This window comes from Bradyrhizobium sp. P2_E8 (genome assembly GCF_056403875.1).
This window is the reverse complement of sequence record NZ_JBFUES010000061.1, coordinates 1-15,151: the sequence shown is the minus strand read 5'-3', so window position 1 is coordinate 15,151 and position 15,151 is coordinate 1. Positions and strand designations below refer to the sequence as shown.

General features: G+C 62.2%; 15 protein-coding genes. 8 read left to right on the top strand and 7 right to left on the bottom strand.

The genetic code is table 11. The features are described from left to right. Together AC1D00_RS05630 and AC1D00_RS05625 are read right to left on the bottom strand one after the other, a co-directional pair. Nucleotides 1-285 (bottom strand): hypothetical protein (locus AC1D00_RS05630; protein WP_477009972.1); only part of this gene is annotated, 285 nt, incomplete at its 3' end. Between the two features lie 666 nt (nt 286-951). Continuing rightward, on the bottom strand, nt 952-1,851 hold the full coding sequence (locus tag AC1D00_RS05625) for a LuxR C-terminal-related transcriptional regulator (protein WP_477009971.1): 900 nt from the start codon (nt 1,849-1,851) through the stop codon (nt 952-954). Nucleotides 1,852-2,564: 713 nt separating this feature from the next. Between AC1D00_RS05625 and AC1D00_RS05620 the strand changes: the two genes are divergently transcribed. Together AC1D00_RS05620 and AC1D00_RS05615 are read left to right on the top strand one after the other, a co-directional pair. Continuing rightward, nucleotides 2,565-3,227 carry a LuxR C-terminal-related transcriptional regulator gene (locus AC1D00_RS05620; protein ID WP_049823667.1) on the top strand — a complete coding sequence of 221 codons (663 nt, stop codon included), beginning with the start codon at nt 2,565-2,567 and terminating at the stop codon, nt 3,225-3,227. Between the two features lie 570 nt (nt 3,228-3,797). After that, the gene (locus tag AC1D00_RS05615) at nt 3,798-4,058 is read left to right on the top strand and encodes a hypothetical protein (RefSeq protein WP_027546420.1); all 261 of its coding nucleotides are present in this window, start codon (nt 3,798-3,800) and stop codon (nt 4,056-4,058) included. A gap of 94 nt (nt 4,059-4,152) precedes the next feature. Here the strand turns inward: AC1D00_RS05615 and AC1D00_RS05610 are convergent, their stop codons facing one another. Genes AC1D00_RS05610 through AC1D00_RS05590 form a run of 5 tightly spaced genes read right to left on the bottom strand, consistent with a single transcriptional unit; the run spans nt 4,153 to nt 8,705 of the window. After that, on the bottom strand, nt 4,153-4,878 hold the full coding sequence (locus AC1D00_RS05610; RefSeq protein WP_092185656.1) for an SDR family NAD(P)-dependent oxidoreductase: 726 nt from the start codon (nt 4,876-4,878) through the stop codon (nt 4,153-4,155). Further along, nucleotides 4,871-6,256: an AMP-binding protein gene (locus AC1D00_RS05605; RefSeq protein WP_477009974.1), complete on the bottom strand. Its 1,386-nt coding sequence runs from the start codon at nt 6,254-6,256 to the stop codon at nt 4,871-4,873. The genes AC1D00_RS05610 and AC1D00_RS05605 overlap by 8 nt, the downstream gene beginning before the upstream one ends. Next, the gene (locus tag AC1D00_RS05600; RefSeq protein ID WP_027546417.1) at nt 6,243-6,488 is read right to left on the bottom strand and encodes an acyl carrier protein; all 246 of its coding nucleotides are present in this window, start codon (nt 6,486-6,488) and stop codon (nt 6,243-6,245) included. The genes AC1D00_RS05605 and AC1D00_RS05600 overlap by 14 nt, the downstream gene beginning before the upstream one ends. Nucleotides 6,489-6,522: 34 nt before the next feature. Beyond that, nucleotides 6,523-8,439 carry a long-chain-acyl-CoA synthetase gene (locus AC1D00_RS05595; protein ID WP_477009970.1) on the bottom strand — a complete coding sequence of 639 codons (1,917 nt, stop codon included), beginning with the start codon at nt 8,437-8,439 and terminating at the stop codon, nt 6,523-6,525. Next, nucleotides 8,436-8,705: a phosphopantetheine-binding protein gene (locus AC1D00_RS05590; RefSeq protein WP_027546415.1), complete on the bottom strand. Its 270-nt coding sequence runs from the start codon at nt 8,703-8,705 to the stop codon at nt 8,436-8,438. The genes AC1D00_RS05595 and AC1D00_RS05590 overlap by 4 nt, the downstream gene beginning before the upstream one ends. A 243-nt stretch (nt 8,706-8,948) precedes the next feature. Here AC1D00_RS05590 and AC1D00_RS05585 point away from each other — a divergent pair, with 243 nt between their 5' ends. The 6 genes from AC1D00_RS05585 to AC1D00_RS05560 all read left to right on the top strand — a co-directional run. Continuing rightward, the gene (locus tag AC1D00_RS05585; protein WP_477009969.1) at nt 8,949-10,175 is read left to right on the top strand and encodes an acyl-CoA dehydrogenase family protein; all 1,227 of its coding nucleotides are present in this window, start codon (nt 8,949-8,951) and stop codon (nt 10,173-10,175) included. A 26-nt stretch (nt 10,176-10,201) separates the two neighbouring features. Continuing rightward, nucleotides 10,202-11,206, top strand: coding sequence for an amino acid--[acyl-carrier-protein] ligase (locus AC1D00_RS05580; protein WP_477009968.1), 1,005 nt, complete (start codon nt 10,202-10,204; stop codon nt 11,204-11,206). A gap of 32 nt (nt 11,207-11,238) precedes the next feature. Further along, on the top strand, nt 11,239-12,540 hold the full coding sequence (locus AC1D00_RS05575) for an O-acetylhomoserine aminocarboxypropyltransferase/cysteine synthase family protein (protein WP_477009973.1): 1,302 nt from the start codon (nt 11,239-11,241) through the stop codon (nt 12,538-12,540). Further along, entirely contained in the window at nt 12,537-13,694 is a 1,158-nt protein-coding gene (gene metA, locus AC1D00_RS05570) for a homoserine O-succinyltransferase MetA (protein ID WP_477009967.1), read from the top strand. Before AC1D00_RS05575 ends, metA begins: the two co-directional genes overlap by 4 nt. 11 nt (nt 13,695-13,705) lie before the next feature. Beyond that, nucleotides 13,706-14,563, top strand: a complete 858-nt coding sequence (locus AC1D00_RS05565) for an acyl-CoA acyltransferase (protein WP_477009966.1) — start codon at nt 13,706-13,708, stop codon at nt 14,561-14,563. Between the two features lie 28 nt (nt 14,564-14,591). Then, nucleotides 14,592-15,151, top strand: a 560-nt coding sequence (locus AC1D00_RS05560) for a branched-chain amino acid aminotransferase (RefSeq protein ID WP_477009965.1), incomplete at its 3' end; no start/stop codon positions are given.

Below are 15,151 nucleotides of genomic sequence, written 5' to 3'. Positions count from 1 at the left end.
GTGCTGATAGTTGAGGCTCGGCGGCGATACCCTACTAAGGAAAAGGTCGGTTAGCGGAAGGTGCAGCAGATCAAGTCGCATCAATAAGCCACCCTCTTGGAAGGAAGGGGCAGGGGTCGCATCTGAACTTGAAGATTGCAGTTGCCCGATGAAACGAGCGGAATCCAGGGCGGCGAGCGGTAGCGCTTCCGGAATGCACTTGGCCCGGGCCGGGGAGTACGCATCGACCGAATGTACCGGAAACTTGGTAGAGGCCAGCAAATCGGTGAAGAACACATAACCCATGGCACTCTACGACCCAGCCGCTCATCTGCGATTGAATCAGTACATTCCAGGTCACTGGTTGGGAAAGGCGATAAATAGGTAACCAGGATGGTTGAGCCGCGGCGCTGCCGGACTGGCGGGGCTGCCAGGGTGACTCTCCCCGCAGAATTCCTGTTTGCAGGGAACCTTCGCTACCGGAGCGTCCGTACCATCGGCCGGTCCCCTACACGCCGGCGACAACGATCATCTCGATAGAGCCGCCTCGCTCTGATCTGTCACCTGCACGAGGCGAAGTGCTCAGAAGGCGAGGGCGTTGTGGTCTGGGCACGCTGCCCTGCGGCACTCCACCGGACGGCACTCCACCGGACTTAGGCGGAGGAAAAGCTCCTCAAGCTCGGCACCCCGGCCTGGCGGCGACGGTCGAGATGAAGACCGGCGCGCGCAGGATCATCAGCGACGTTCTCTCGCCGCTGGCGAGATACAAGCAGCAGGCGCTGCGGGAGCGATAAAGAACCCGCTCCCGCAGTCCGCGTCGTCAACCCGAGGCCGAGGAGAGTGTCCGCACGACCTCGAGTGCTGTGCATGCAAGAGCAGCAGGGAATCTGCTGTCGGGCGCCTGGCCGTCGCGGAGTCGACGAAAGTGTCGCAGCTTCACTCCGCGATGGGGCCGTTCACGAGTCCCTGCATCTACTTGTAGAGCCGTACCGCGGCGTGAGCTCCTGAGTCGACGCCCTTGCGGAGCAGACTGTCGATACGGGGTACCACGACGTGGCTGGAGTGAGGAACCAATGGCGCCGGCTCGTTGAGCTGCGCCATTTCAGAGATCACCTCGATGGGCTTGGCGATCCCTCTGCCCGCATCGACGGCTGAGGGGGCGCGATCGTTTGCCGGCCGTACCAGCGACCCGTGGTTCATTCCCCAGATCGCGGCCTGTGTCCGGTTCTGGACCCTGATCTTGCGCAGGATCGCCTTGACGTGAACCTTCACGGTCGCCTCGGCGATATTGATCTTCCTGGCAACGCACTTGTTGGAATCGCCTTCGATAAGGCAGGATAGAATTGCCTTTTCTCGGGGAGAGAGCTGCGGCAGGATCGCTTCGTCCGCAGCAGCGAGGATGGTCTGTCTGCATTCGCCGGGCTCCGCCGTTTCAGGCTCGCGATGGCGACCGGCATCAAGGGCGAATGACAGGAATGCAGGCGGGAAGACGGTCTCGCCCATCGTCACGAGTTCGACGGATTTGATGAACGCGTCGCACGAATTGACGTTCACGAAGTATCCGTTGGCCCCTGCTCGAAATGCTGAGGCAAGATCGACTGGTCGATAATTGTCGGACACGATGGCGATGCGCGCGTCCGGGTACCTATCTTTCACGAATCCGATTTGTTCTATCGCGACATTGAAGCCATCGCCGGTATGGACGATGAGGAACATCAATTTCTCTGCTTGAAGTGAGTTCGGCAATTCCTCGGGGCTCGATACTGAGGCCGGGATGTGAAAATTTGCCGCGTGCAGGATTTTAGCAATACCTTCTCTAATCAAAACGTTCTTTCCAATAAGAACGGTCTCGCAAGACTGCCGCCTCCTCATTTTACCCTCCAGCCTACTACGCAATGACACAACAGCGATGGGCGGTTGAACTGATATGACTTGTGGTTTTTAGGTATATTGAGCTACCTCGATCGTGTTCCTCCGTTCTGGTCTGGCGTTCTTTGCCTCGTCTCGTTGGTGGATTTCGAGCAATCCATCGTGCTTAAGCTTTTATGAATGTTAGATGCGAATTCGCGATCGCCCTATATACCGTTGGTTATAGACGCGGGACTGCGTATACCCGTGTAATTGCGGTATAAAAACCCGCCTTCCGGCGCAGCCTCTGCGTGAATTAGGTGAGGATGTTCATTCAACATTGAAAGATCTGTTGGTTGTACTCGCTTTTCTATACTATGTATAAGCGAACGCATTCTGCGAGCGAGTTAACGGCGCGGCATATATTGAACGTTGCGGAAATATCGAAGGGGTGCATCGTTGAGGATTGCGCCGTTAGGCGGACTGGATGGGTGCTGGGGGCTTGCTCGCCCTCGTCAGATCACCGGAGTCTTACGGGCATTCGCGTTGCATTGCTGCGTGAAGATACGGGAAGCGAACAGATCCGGGCGTGGATTAACCTAAGTATTGCGCTGCGATTCCAACATTGCTTGTATGCTATGCTGCGATTCCAACGTTGCATGTATGCTGTATGGTGTGGGTGAAACAGAAGAAGGTGCGCGGAGTTTATGTTGGGGGGACTGGCTGAGGAGCGCGTAATGCGACGTATCAGTGTAGTCATTGCTGACCGGCATCCGGTGGTCTTGGAGGGGCTGAGCAAGGTGCTCGGCGCCGCGGCCGATTTCAATATCGTTGCATCTTGTAGCGATGCCGCAAGCTGCATCGAAGCGATCCGGAGCTTGGCGCCCGATATGGCGATTGTCGATCCCGCAATGCCCGAGCTCGCCGCCGCGAAAATTCTTTCGACCGTCAATTCAGAAAATCGTTCGACGCATTTGGTGTTTTTCGTCGCGAGTGAGGATTGCGAACTGGTGTTCTCGGCGACGCCCGTGACCTGTAGTATCATCCTGAGAAATACTGATCCCGAGGCTCTGGTGCAGTCGTTGCGGCATATCGCCAATGGTCACAACGTGCTGCCATCGACCCCATCCGACTCGATCGTGTCGCGCGAGCAGGGCACGACTTCGGAGACCGGACTGACCGCTCTGACGGAACGCGAGCGTCAGATCATGCGGCTGGTCTCCGAAGGATTGTCGAACAAGGAAATCGGGCGCCGGTTGAATACTACCGACGGCACCATCAAGGTGCACCTGCACAACATCTTCCAAAAACTGGAAATCAGCAATCGCACGGTGCTCGCGGCCCTCGCCATCTCGCAACATGATCGCGCGACCGCCCCGCGGGAGAAGACTCAGGATTGAGTCCGACGAGTGGGGAGCGCTGAGGAGAGGCTCGTCACGCACCACCTTTCCCGGTCGACGCTCCCACTGCAATGGGCAGGCGGCCTCTATTGGATGCAGCGACCCGATCCGAAAGATGCCGGTGATGAAGCTGCGTCTGTCACGGCGGCACCCCGGCAACGCAACCCATCGACTGGAACAAGTAGTTTTAGCGGTTGAAGCCTGATTTCAAGCGCCGCTTGATTGGCGAGGTCGATGTCCGGGATGCCTAACGGGGTAGTCCCTCAGGCCTGGCGCCTGATCCAAAATCGCAGCCAAGGCGTCCGGCGGGCAGTGTACTTTATTCGTCATCTGCGGCTCTGGGTCGATCGCAGTTTGTCCGCTGTCAGGTAAAACGTAGTCGCGGGCTATGACGAACGGCTCCAGACATGATCGCAGAGATGTGCCGATTGGATCTCGGCACATCCGGAGCGACGGCCCTGGCCCTACCTTCCTGCCCCCCCAGTGGTCAGGGTCGTTCCCTCCTGACGGCCTGCCGTCAGGACCGGAACTCTGTCGTTGAGCTGAAAGCGAGTGCGCGGGCGCATCTTGATGTCCCTTCTGTTTCACCGTGCCGTCGAGGACATGGAAATCTGGAGTGCGGCCGGCGACGGCTTTTCCTTTGTGATCACGTATGAGACGCCTGCCGGTGCCGGCTTTCACGGACGTGCCGGCTACGTGGCGTCGTGGCGACCGCTCTATCGGGGTAACGGCGCGATCAAGATTGGCGGTTCGGCGTTTTCAACCTTCGCGGAGGCGGAGAAGGCCTGCAACACGATGCTTGAGTATCTGAAGGGGCTATCGCCGAATTGAAGTGCCCAGCCTGCCGTCAGGCCAGGTCGACTTCGAGTACCTTTGAGCCGAGAGGAGAGGTCGCCCTCGACGGCGCATGCCCGATTCCCGGCGCTCAGGCAGTGTTACCGGCGTCGACCGTCACCACGGTGCCGGTGATGTTCCGGCCGCCTTCGCCGAGAAGATATTCGACCACCGAAGCGACGTCGTCGGCTTCGGGCAGGTGGCGCAATGCGCTGCGGCGAGCGATGCGTCGACGGCCTTCGTCGTCCAGGGACCTGGTCAATTCCGTCTCGATGAAGCCGGGTGCGATCGCGTTCACCGTGATGCCGACCCTGCCAACTTCCCGGGCCAGCGAGCGGGTGAAGCCGACAACCGCGGCCTTGGACGCGGCATACACGGACAAACCGCTGTGGCCGGTCGAGGCGACGATGGAGGAAATGTTGACGATCCGCCCCGCGCCGTCGGCCATCATATGGCGTGCCACGTATTTGGTCAGGATCATGGGCGACAATACGTTCAAGCGAATCAAGGCCTCGATATCGGAATTGTGCATGGTCGCGAGCAGTCCGTCGGGACCGACCCCGGCATTGTTGACGAGGCCGTAGATCGCGCCGAATTCGTCGCGCAGCGATTTTGCGAAGGCCGGGATCGCATTGGTCACCGCAAGATCGCAGGCGCGGAAATGGAGGCGTCGCTGCGCTTCGCGGACCGCGGCTGCAAGCTCCTCGCTCTCGCGGCGCGCGACGGCGATCACATTATACTCGCCGGATGCGGCGAGCCTGCGCGCGATGGCAAGACCTATACCGCGGCTGCCGCCTGTGACGATGACGTTACGCATCGGTGCGAGCCAGTTTTCCCGCCGCGGTGACGTCGAGCCGCTCGACGAAGCGGATCACCGCAGGCACCTTCCATGCAGCCAGGCAATCTTTGCACTGACCGAGAATCTCCGTGCGAATCCTCTCGTGGCGCTCCGCATTGGTACCGTTGGTGAGGATGACGTCGGCGACCACAATGGCGCCGGTGATCGGGCTCCTGCGCGACCGCGCGCGCGACATCTGGACGGACGCGTGCCGGTTGATCACTGCTTCCACCTCCTCCGGATGCACCTTCAGCCCGCCGATGTTGATAATGCCGCCTCGGCGGCCGACGAAGTGGTATCGTTCGCCGCGCAGCTCGACCATGTCGCCGGTATCGACGAAGCCCTCGGTGTCGGCGAGCGGCGGAGCATCGGCGCCGACATAGGCGCGCGCAGTACGCCGGGAACGGATCCGCAGTGAGCCGTCGACCACCTTCATCTCGACGCCGGCGTGATTCTGCCCGATCAGGTGGGCAGGAAAACCCTCGCGCCCGTCGTCCACGCTGAAACCGACGCCCGCCTCGGTCGAGGCATAGGCGTGCCCGATTRACGCATGCGGAAATGCTCTGGCCAGGCCGTCCAGCACCGCCTGGTCGGCGATTTCGCCCGACAGGCGGACATAGTCCGGCGAGAAATTGGCGGACGCGCCGCTCATCAGGAGCTTGCGCCAGTGCGACGGCGTCCCTGAGATGTGGGTAACGCCGCCCGCGCGCAGCCGCGCCACATGGGCGACAATGGCTTCCCCAGGCTCCGAAAGCACCATCGATCCGCCGCCGATCACGGCCCGCAGGAAAATCTGCAGGCCACCATAGCGGCGGATGTCGTAGAACGTCGCCCAGGTTGCGTTCCGGTGGCGCGCGGGCCCCTCGGCGATAATCGCGCCAGCAAGCCCATCAAGCGTGTGTCGGACGATCTTCGGCAGTCCTGACGTCCCCGAGGTCAGCATCAGCCACTCGGTCGTGCGATCAACCTCCGATCCCATGGCCCTCCGTTCGGGCAGGTCGACGCCGATAACGACGTACTTGCCAGCGCTCCTTCGGTGCAGGGGCCGATCGGTGACGATGGTGTCGATATCGGCCCGCTCGAGCAGGACCTGCAGGCAATCCCAATCCAGGTCGGGCGGGCATAGGAGCATGCGGCGGGCAATGCCGTCGAGCTCGATCGTGGCTAGCGCGGACAGCAGCTGTCCCGACGTCGCAAGCAGCACCGAGCGGCCGGACAGCTCGGACGGTCCGCCAGCCAGGCAGCTGTGCTGGATCATGTCGGTCAGCGATACACTGTGCCGGGCATCGGAAATCGTGCGGTCCTTCGGCCCCGCGCCGAGATATTGGCGGAGCGCGATGATGTCAGGCGGGGACATTCTCGTAGGCTCTGACAAACTCACCGAGGGTAGACGGGAAGGCGGCGTCCTCGGCGACAGTGAAGGGATCGATGCCAAGCTCGTCCTCCAGCCGCGCAACCAGGATGGCGAATGCAAGCGAATCGAACCCGGTTTCGTTCAGTGACAGATCGTCCTCAAGCGGCGGAAGCGTGACTTTCTGTTCTTCGGCGATCTGCTTCATCGCGGAGAAGATCTTCGATTTGACCGACATGATACACCTCACATTTCGGCTTTCCGAGCCAGTGTTAGAGCCTGATTTCGCCCTTTACGATGCGCGCGTAGACGGCCCGGTCGATCGAACGATAGTCACCGGTCGCCGGATCACGCAGGAACAGCGGATCGTCCACCACCGAAGGATCGAATCCCTCGCGGATCAGCCGCTGCTTCTGCTGCTTGAAGGTGTCGGTCGTCTCCAGCGCCCGGCACAGCCTGACGAAGACTGGAACTGCATAACGCGGCAGCCGATACGAAAGGTGTTCTCTGAATATCCCGAAATCGAAATCTCGGCCGACCACCAACGCCGCCATGCCGGCGCGGCCATCGGCCCCGGACACCGCAACTCCATAAGTCGAGGCGTCGAGAACGCCGGTGCAGTCCCTGATTGCGTCGTTCACTTCGCTGGTCGCGACGTTCTCGCCCTTCCAGCGGAAGGTGTCGCCGACGCGGTCGATGAAGTGAAAGTACCCCTGCTCGTCGCGCAACATCAGGTCGCCGGTGCGAAACCAGGCATCGCCCACAGCGAAGACGTCGTGCAGAATCTTCTTCCTGGTTGCCTCGGGATCCGTGTAGCCCTCGAAAGGCCGGCCGTCGCGATCGCCAGCGCCGATACGTCCGACAGCCTCGCCGATCTCGCCAGGTGCACAGGCGATGCAGAGCCCTGCGGCGCTCCGGACCGGGCTGCCGCTGTCGGCATCGATCTTGACGATCGAGGCGGGAAAGCGATGCGCCAGAACCGGCGGGATCCGGCCGATCGCGCCCGGTTTTCCATCGACATTGAACAGCGAGAAATTGCCTTCGGTTGCGGCATAGAATTCGAGGATCTGCGGAATCGCGAACCGGTTGGCGAACATCTCCCAGATGTCGCCGCGCAATCCGTTACCGACGGCCAACCGCAGCCGGTGTCGCGGCTCTTGTTCAGACGTCGGCGCCTTCAGCAAATAGCGGCAAAGCTCGCCGATATACTGGAAGACGGTGCAGTCGAAACGCTCGATGTCGTCCCAGAAGCTGCCAGCGGAAAACTTCTCCGCAATCGCGACCGAGCCGCCCGCGCAGAGCATGCTGCAGGGAGCGGCGACGCCGCCCACGGAGTGATGGAGCGGCAGGCAATCGTAGAGACGATCGTCGATGGACGCGTCCGTCAGTCCGGCAAACCATCCGCCCCAGGCGAGAATGCGGCGATGACTGACGTTCGCCGCCTTCGGTAGGCCCGTCGTGCCCGAGGTGTAGATGAGGAGCGCGCGTCGGTCGATCGCGACGTCGCCACGTTCGGCGGAGGACAGCGGGCGCGGCTCGAAGGCGGCGAGCGCCGCATCCAGATCGCCGCTGGGATCGCCGGTGTCGAGGCTCCAAATTTGCGGCACGCGGTGCAGGTGCGGACGCGAGCTCTCGAACGCATCCACGCATTCGGCGGCGAGGATGAGGTGATCGGCATGAGCGACGTCGATACAATGGGCGAGCGACTGGCCGACCAGCCTGGTGTTGATCAGCGCCGCCGTCCCACCGACGCTGCTGATGCCGAGCCAGCAGGCGAGGTAGTCCGGCCGGTTCGGCATCAGCACGCAGACGGTGCCTCCGGCATGGAGGCCGAGGTCCCGCGCCCAGCGCGCATACCGGTTGATCCGGGCAGCGAGTTCGCCATAGGTGAAGGATTGGCCATCCGAGAGCAAGGCGGGCCGCCCGGGCTGACGCTGTGCCCAATCCTCCACGATGTCGGCGAACAACCGATGCGGCTGGGCTTCGATCCGTGCGGTTAATGCGATGGCTTGCAGCCAGGTCTTGGCGGCGGACCGTCTGCGCCGCGGAGCGTCGCGGCTGGTCGCCCGCTGGATCGCGGCTTTCTTCGGGACGTGATCATCCGGCTGAGCTGGCCCGACGTGCGCGCGCACCGGTTCGATGCTGCTCGCTTGGTTGTCGAAGCAGAACCTCTGTTCAACTGGCTTCATCCGGACCCGGATCCCAGCTGGTTGAGGATCATCCGCTCCATTGCCTTTACCGATCGGAAGTTCTCAGGGGTGATCTCGAACTGGGGAAGGATGAGATCGAACTCGGCTTCGACCTTGAGCATCAATTCGACCATGCCCATCGAGCTGAGCCCGATATCCACGAGTCGCGACTCCGGGTGGACATCGGCGGTGATCGCGTTCTGCTGCAGGACGCTCCTGACGACCGATAGAACGCGGTTCTGAACGTTGATGGCAATGTTGTGCATTTCAGCCGGTCTCCCGCCGTGGCCAGGCGTGATCACATTCGGGGCGACGATACCCAACTGTTCCTGCGGCCAACAGCTCTGCTTCGGAGGTACCTCGCCCGGGAGTCACAGCTTCCTGATACCCACTTCTGCGCCAACGACGCGCCAGCGGAAGTGGGCTAGTTGTCGATTTGGAGCGGAATTCATCTCGATTTGGCTCGCATCGACCAATCATGACCACCATGAAACGGGAGGCTCTGGCCCATGACTGTGCAGGAAGTTCAGTTCCGCAACGTCGCCACGGAAATTGGCCGAGTAGCATTCTCTCCCGAAGGCCCCTCGTTCCAGCAGCGAACGGCAAATGTCGCGCAGGTCGCTGCGGCGGAGGCTGAGGCGGTCGATCGCGAGGCGCGCTTCCCGCGGAAGGCGATCGACGCGGCGCGCAAGGAGAGACTTCTGGGCGCTCAGATTCCGGTCGAGTTCGGCGGAGACGCTGCGTCTATCTCCGAGGTGGCCGATATGTGTTACGCGCTCGGCCGCTCCTGCGCTTCGGTCGGGATGATCTTCGCGATGCATCAGACCAAGGTCGCGTGCCTGGTTCGCCACGGCGCGGGCAGTGGCTGGCACGAAAGTCTCATGCGCCGCGTGGCTGCCGAGCAGATGCTGCTGGCATCGTCGACCACGGAAGGCCAGAACGGCGGAAACATACGCTTCAGTTCGGCCGCAGTGGAGAGCGCCGGCACCGAGATTTCGCTGGTGCGCGATGCGACGGTGATTTCGTACGGCGCCGAGGCGGACGGCATCATCACCATCGCCCGCCGCTCGGACGAGGCCGCCGGATCCGATCAGGTGCTGCTGGCCATCACCCGTGACGACTATACGCTGGAGCCCACTCTCGCGTGGGAGACGCTCGGCATGCGCGGGACCTGCAGCGCCGGTTTCAAGCTGAATTTCAGGGGCGCTGCGGAGCAGATATTCCCCGTGGCATACGAAAAGATCCATGCGCAGACGATGACGCCCGTCGCCCATCTGTGCTGGTCCTCGGTCTGGGCGGGGATCGCGGCTGCGGCGGTGGACCGGGCGCAGCTCTTCATCCGCAAGGCCGCCCGCGGATCGGGCGGCAACATGYCTCCCGGCGCGGCGCACTTCACCGCCGCCAAAATGAGCCTGACGAAATTGCGCGCCGTCATCGCAGCGAACCTCCAGTTCTTTGAAGTCCGCGAACGGGACGTGCGCGCGCTGTCGTCCGTCGACTTCCAGTCCTCGATCAATCTTCTCAAGGTGGAGGCCTCCGAGCTCGCGGTTGCGACCGTCATGCACGCGATGCGCGCTTGCGGCCTGTCCGGATACCGCAACGACACTGACGTAAGTATCGGCCGCCACCTGCGTGACGTGCTTTCCGCTCCGATCATGATCAACAACGATCGCATCCTCGCCAGCATGGGGACCGCCACGCTGATGAGCACGGTTCCGGACTCTTTGTGCGATTGATCTTCTTCTGAAAAGGAAACGGCCTGATGAACGTGGTCATTGTCGAAGCATCCGCGGACTCCACTCCCCCTCCAGCCGATCCGCTGGACCACCTTGCGGATGCGCTGTTCCACGAGATGGGCTCTCCCGGCGTCTATGCCCGCACCGCACTCTACGAAGACGTTGTGGAGCGAATTGCGGCGGTGATCTCGCGGAATCGCGAGCCGAAYACCGAGGTGATGCGCTTCCCGCCCGTCATGAATCGCGCCCAGCTTGAGAGGTCGGGCTATCTGAAGAGCTTTCCCAATCTTCTTGGCTGCGTCTGTGGCTTGCACGGCATAGAAAGCGAGATCGACGCGGCGATCAGCCGCTTCGATGCCGGTGGCGACTGGACCGCATCGCTATCACCGGCCGATCTCGTGCTGTCGCCGGCAGCCTGCTATCCGGTCTATCCGATCGCGGCGAGCCGAGGGCCGGTGCCGGCAGCCGGCTGGAGCTTCGACGTGGCCGCCGACTGCTTCCGTCGTGAACCCTCGCGCCATCTCGACCGGCTGCAGTCCTTCAGGATGCGCGAATTCGTCTGCATCGGGAGCGCCGATCACGTCTCGGCGTTCCGGGACCGTTGGATGATACGCGCGCAGAAGATCGCCCGAGATCTCGGGCTGACCTTCAGGATCGACCACGCCAACGACCCGTTCTTCGGCCGGGTCGGGCAGATGATGGCGGTGAGCCAAAAGCAGCAGTCGCTGAAGTTCGAACTGCTGGTGCCTCTGCGCTCCGAGGATCGACCGACCGCCTGCATGAGCTTCAACTACCACCGGAATCATTTCGGCACCACCTGGGGCATCGTCGATGCGGCCGGCGAGCCGGCTCACACTGCCTGCGTGGCCTTCGGAATGGACCGTCTCGCCGTCGCCCTGTTCCATACCCACGGCAAAGACGTCGCTCAGTGGCCGATCGCAGTGCGGGACCTGCTTGGCCTGGGGCAGACCGACCGCGGGGCAGCGTCAGCATTCGAGGAGTACCGATGCGCCAAGGAAGTCGGGAGCTAGCCCGGGCTCGAAGAGCGGAAGGGTGCGCCCCCATGAGGAGAGAAACTCTCGCCATTCACGGCGGCTTCGAAAGCGATCCGGCAACGAAAGCCGTTGCCGTGCCGATCTACCAGACGGCCTCGTATGCATTCGACAGCGCCGACCATGGAGCCGCGCTCTTCAACCTTGAAGTGGACGGCTTCCGCTACACCCGGATCGGCAATCCGACCAACGCGGTACTGGAGAAGCGCGTCGCCGCCCTGGAAGGAGGCATCGAGGCACTCAGCGTGGCCTGTGGTCAGGCCGCGGTGAACTATGCGGTCGTGAACATCGCGGAGATGGGCTCCAACATCGTCTCGGTTCCGCAGCTCTACGGCACCACGCATACACTGTTCGCGCACATCCTGCCGAGGCAGGGCATTGCGGTCCGTTTTTCGGAAGACGACCGCCCGGAAAGCGTCGAAAGGCTGATCGACGACAATACGCGGGCGGTGTTCTGCGAGAGCGTCGGGAATCCGGCCGGAAACGTCTGCGACATCCAGGCGATGGCCGATGCCGCGCACAGGCACGGCGTCCCGCTCATCGTCGACAACACGGTGCCGACACCGATCCTGCTCAGGCCGATCGAATACGGCGCAGACATCGTCGTAGAGTCGCTGACGAAATTCATGGGCGGGCATGGCACTACGCTCGGTGGAATCATCGTCGACGGCGGCAGGTTCCCGTGGGCGGATCATCGCCGGCGCTTCCCGATGATGAACGAGCCGGAGCAGTCCTACCACGGGCTGGTCTTTACCGAGCGCTRCGGCCCCGCCGCCTACATTGCGCGTTGCCGCGCCGTCTCCCAGAGGACCACCGGCGCCGTCCTGGCGCCGATGAACGCCTTCCTGCTGCTCCAGGGCATTGAGACCGTCGCGCTCCGGATCGAGCGGCACGTCGAGAATGGCGCAAAGGTCGCGCAGTTCCTGCGCAATGACCGCCGTGTCGAGTGGGTGAATTATGCCGGCTTCCACGACAGCCCATACTTCGTGCTGACGCAGAAGTATCTAGGTGGTCAGGCGTGTTCGCTGCTGACGTTTGGCGTGGCCGGAGGCTTCGAGGCGGGCAAGMGGTTCTACGACGCGCTGAAGCTCTGCAAGCGGCTGGTCAATATTGGCGACGCGAAAACGCTCGCCTGCCACCCCGCGTCGACAACGCACCGGCAAATGTCTCCCGGAGAACAGGACAGAGCCGGCGTGCGGCCCGAGATGATCAGGCTGAGCGTCGGAATTGAGCACATCGACGACATCGTCGCGGATCTCGATCAGGCCCTTTGCGCCGTTGACGTTTCGTCAAGCATGAAGGCACTCGCATGACTGTCTTGATCGACGTAGATTCGCACGAGCACCATCTCTTGTCGCGAGCGCCGGGCAGAGGCGCCGACGCGACGGCGTCGTCGGGAAACCGGGCCGAGTGCCTCGACATCGGGCTCATCAACAACATGTCGGATGCTGCCTTGATGTCGACCGAGCGCCAGCTGTTCGACCTGCTGGCTGCGGCTTCCGGACGACTTTGCGTCAGGCTGCATTTCTATACGATGGAGGCGACCCCCCGTTCGGAATGGGGGCGCGATTACGTTCGTCGTTACTACCGCAGCATCGACGATCTGCTGAACAGGCATCTGGATGGAGTGATCGTGACCGGCGCCGAACCCAGAGCCGCCAGTCTGACGGAAGAGCCATACTGGACCACCTTCGCCGAGATCGCTGACTGGGCCAGGGACAATACGGTGTCGTCCGTGTTTTCCTGTCTGGCCGTCCATGGGGTCGTCCTGCACCTGGACGGCGTTACGCGCCACAAGCTCCCCACCAAATGCTTCGGTGTCTTCGCCCAAACGAAGACGAGACATCATCCCTTGATGCAAGATGTGCCGAGGACCTTCCGAATTCCGCACGCCCGGTGGAACGAAGTGCAGGAGGAGGATCTCTCGGACTGCGGATATTCGGTTCTCACCTGGTCGGCGGACGCTGGCGTCGATTGCTTCGTCAAGCAGCAGAAGAACAGTCTTTTCGTCCATTTCCAGGGGCACCCGGAATACGAAACCCAGAGCCTGCTGGGTGAATATCGCAGGGATATGGGTCGCTTCCTCCGGGGAGAGAACGAGGTCTGTCCGACGATACCGACGGGCTATCTGAACGAGGGCGCGGAAGAGATGATGATCGCTTTCCGGCAGAAAGCCCTTGCCGACAGAAACCCGGAGCTTTTTGCCGAGTTTCCGGTCGACCGGCTGACGAAGGACCTGCGCAATGTCTGGCATCTGCCGGCCCAGCGCATATACCGCAACTGGCTGCTGTACATGGTCTCGCAGCGCGCCGGACGCTCAAAGCCGTTGGGTGCCCGAGAAGCGGCCCTGTCTGCCGCCGGAATTCCGGCGCATCGCCACGGACGCAAGTTGGTTGCCGCTCGATCCGCTCGTCTGGCGCGCTCGTCAAACCCGGCCAGCAAGAGGCGGCTCGGATACTACGAGTGAGAGTTCGGACCATGATCCGATGCCGTGAGATAGGAATAGCCGATCTCGATGCCATCGCCGATCTTCTGACACGCGGCTTTCCGATCCGTTCGCGCGACTATTGGATCGACGGGCTCCAGCGCCTGTCCGTGCGCGAGACGCCCGACAGCTTCCCGCGCTTCGGCTACATGCTCGAGCACGACCGGGCGCCCGTCGGTGCTCTGCTGTTGATCCACACCGCAAGGAACGATGGTGGAAGCACCTCCATCCGCTGCAATCTTTCCAGCTGGTATGTGGAACCCGCCTTTCGCAGCTACGCACCGATGCTGACCAAGGTCGCGCAGCGCCACAAGGACGTTACCTACGTCAATAGCAGTCCGGCGGAATGGACTTGGCAAACCATCGAAGCGCAGGGATTCCAGCGCTATTGCGGCGGCTTGTTCTTCTCCTTTCCGGCGTTGTCGTATCCGGTCAAGGCTATGCGCGTGGAGAGCTTCCGGCAGGACACGCAGGCGATCGACGGCTTGTCCGAGGCTGACGTTGCGCTGCTGGCGCGTCACGCAGCCTACGGCTGCCTCAGCCTGGTGTGCCGCGCCGCCGATGGCCGCGCCTTTCCGTTCGTCCTGCAGCAGATGCGCGCCGGCGGCATCAGGCTGCCGGCGATGCAAATGATCTATTGCCCCGATGTGGCCGATTATGTCGTATGCGCCGGCGCCATCGGCCGCTTCTTGCTGCGGCACGGCCGGATATCGATTGCGCTCGACGCCAATGGCCCCGTGCCTGGCCTCGTCGGCATCTACAGGGCGGTCGGCCGCAAATACTTCAAGGGCCCGCATTGCCCCCGGCTTGCCGATCTGTCGGATTCCGAGCTGGTGATCTACGGACCATAACTCAGTCGTTCCGGAACGGAGGTTCGTCATGGTTCCCGATACCAAGTCCGTCAGCCATTCGAGGACATGGACATTCTTCCGCGGCCAGTGGCACGAGGGCAACGTGCCGATCATGGGGCCGCGCACCCATGGGCTCTGGCTCGCCTCGACCATCTTCGATGGTGCGCGGGCTTTCGAGGGCGTCATGCCCGACCTCGATCGTCATTGCGCCCGCGTCAATCAATCTGCGGTCAATTTCGGGCTCAAACCGGTCGTCGATCTCGACACGTGGCTCGGATTGGTGCGCGAAGGCATCGCCCGTTTCCCGATCAATGCCGAACTCTACATCCGTCCGATGTACTGGCCGCAGAACGGCATCGGCGGCGGTGTGCTGTTCGATCCGGAAACGACGGACTGGTGCCTTTGCATCTACGAATCGCCGATCCCGGAGCCCGTCGGCAGCGCGATTACACTGTCGCCGTTCCGCAGACCGACCGCCGAATGCGCGCCGGCCGACGTCAAGGCCTCCTGTCTTTATCCGAACAGTTCCCGTGCGCTCAGGGAGGCGGTCTCGCGCGGCTTCCAGAATTGCCTGATGCTGGACATGCT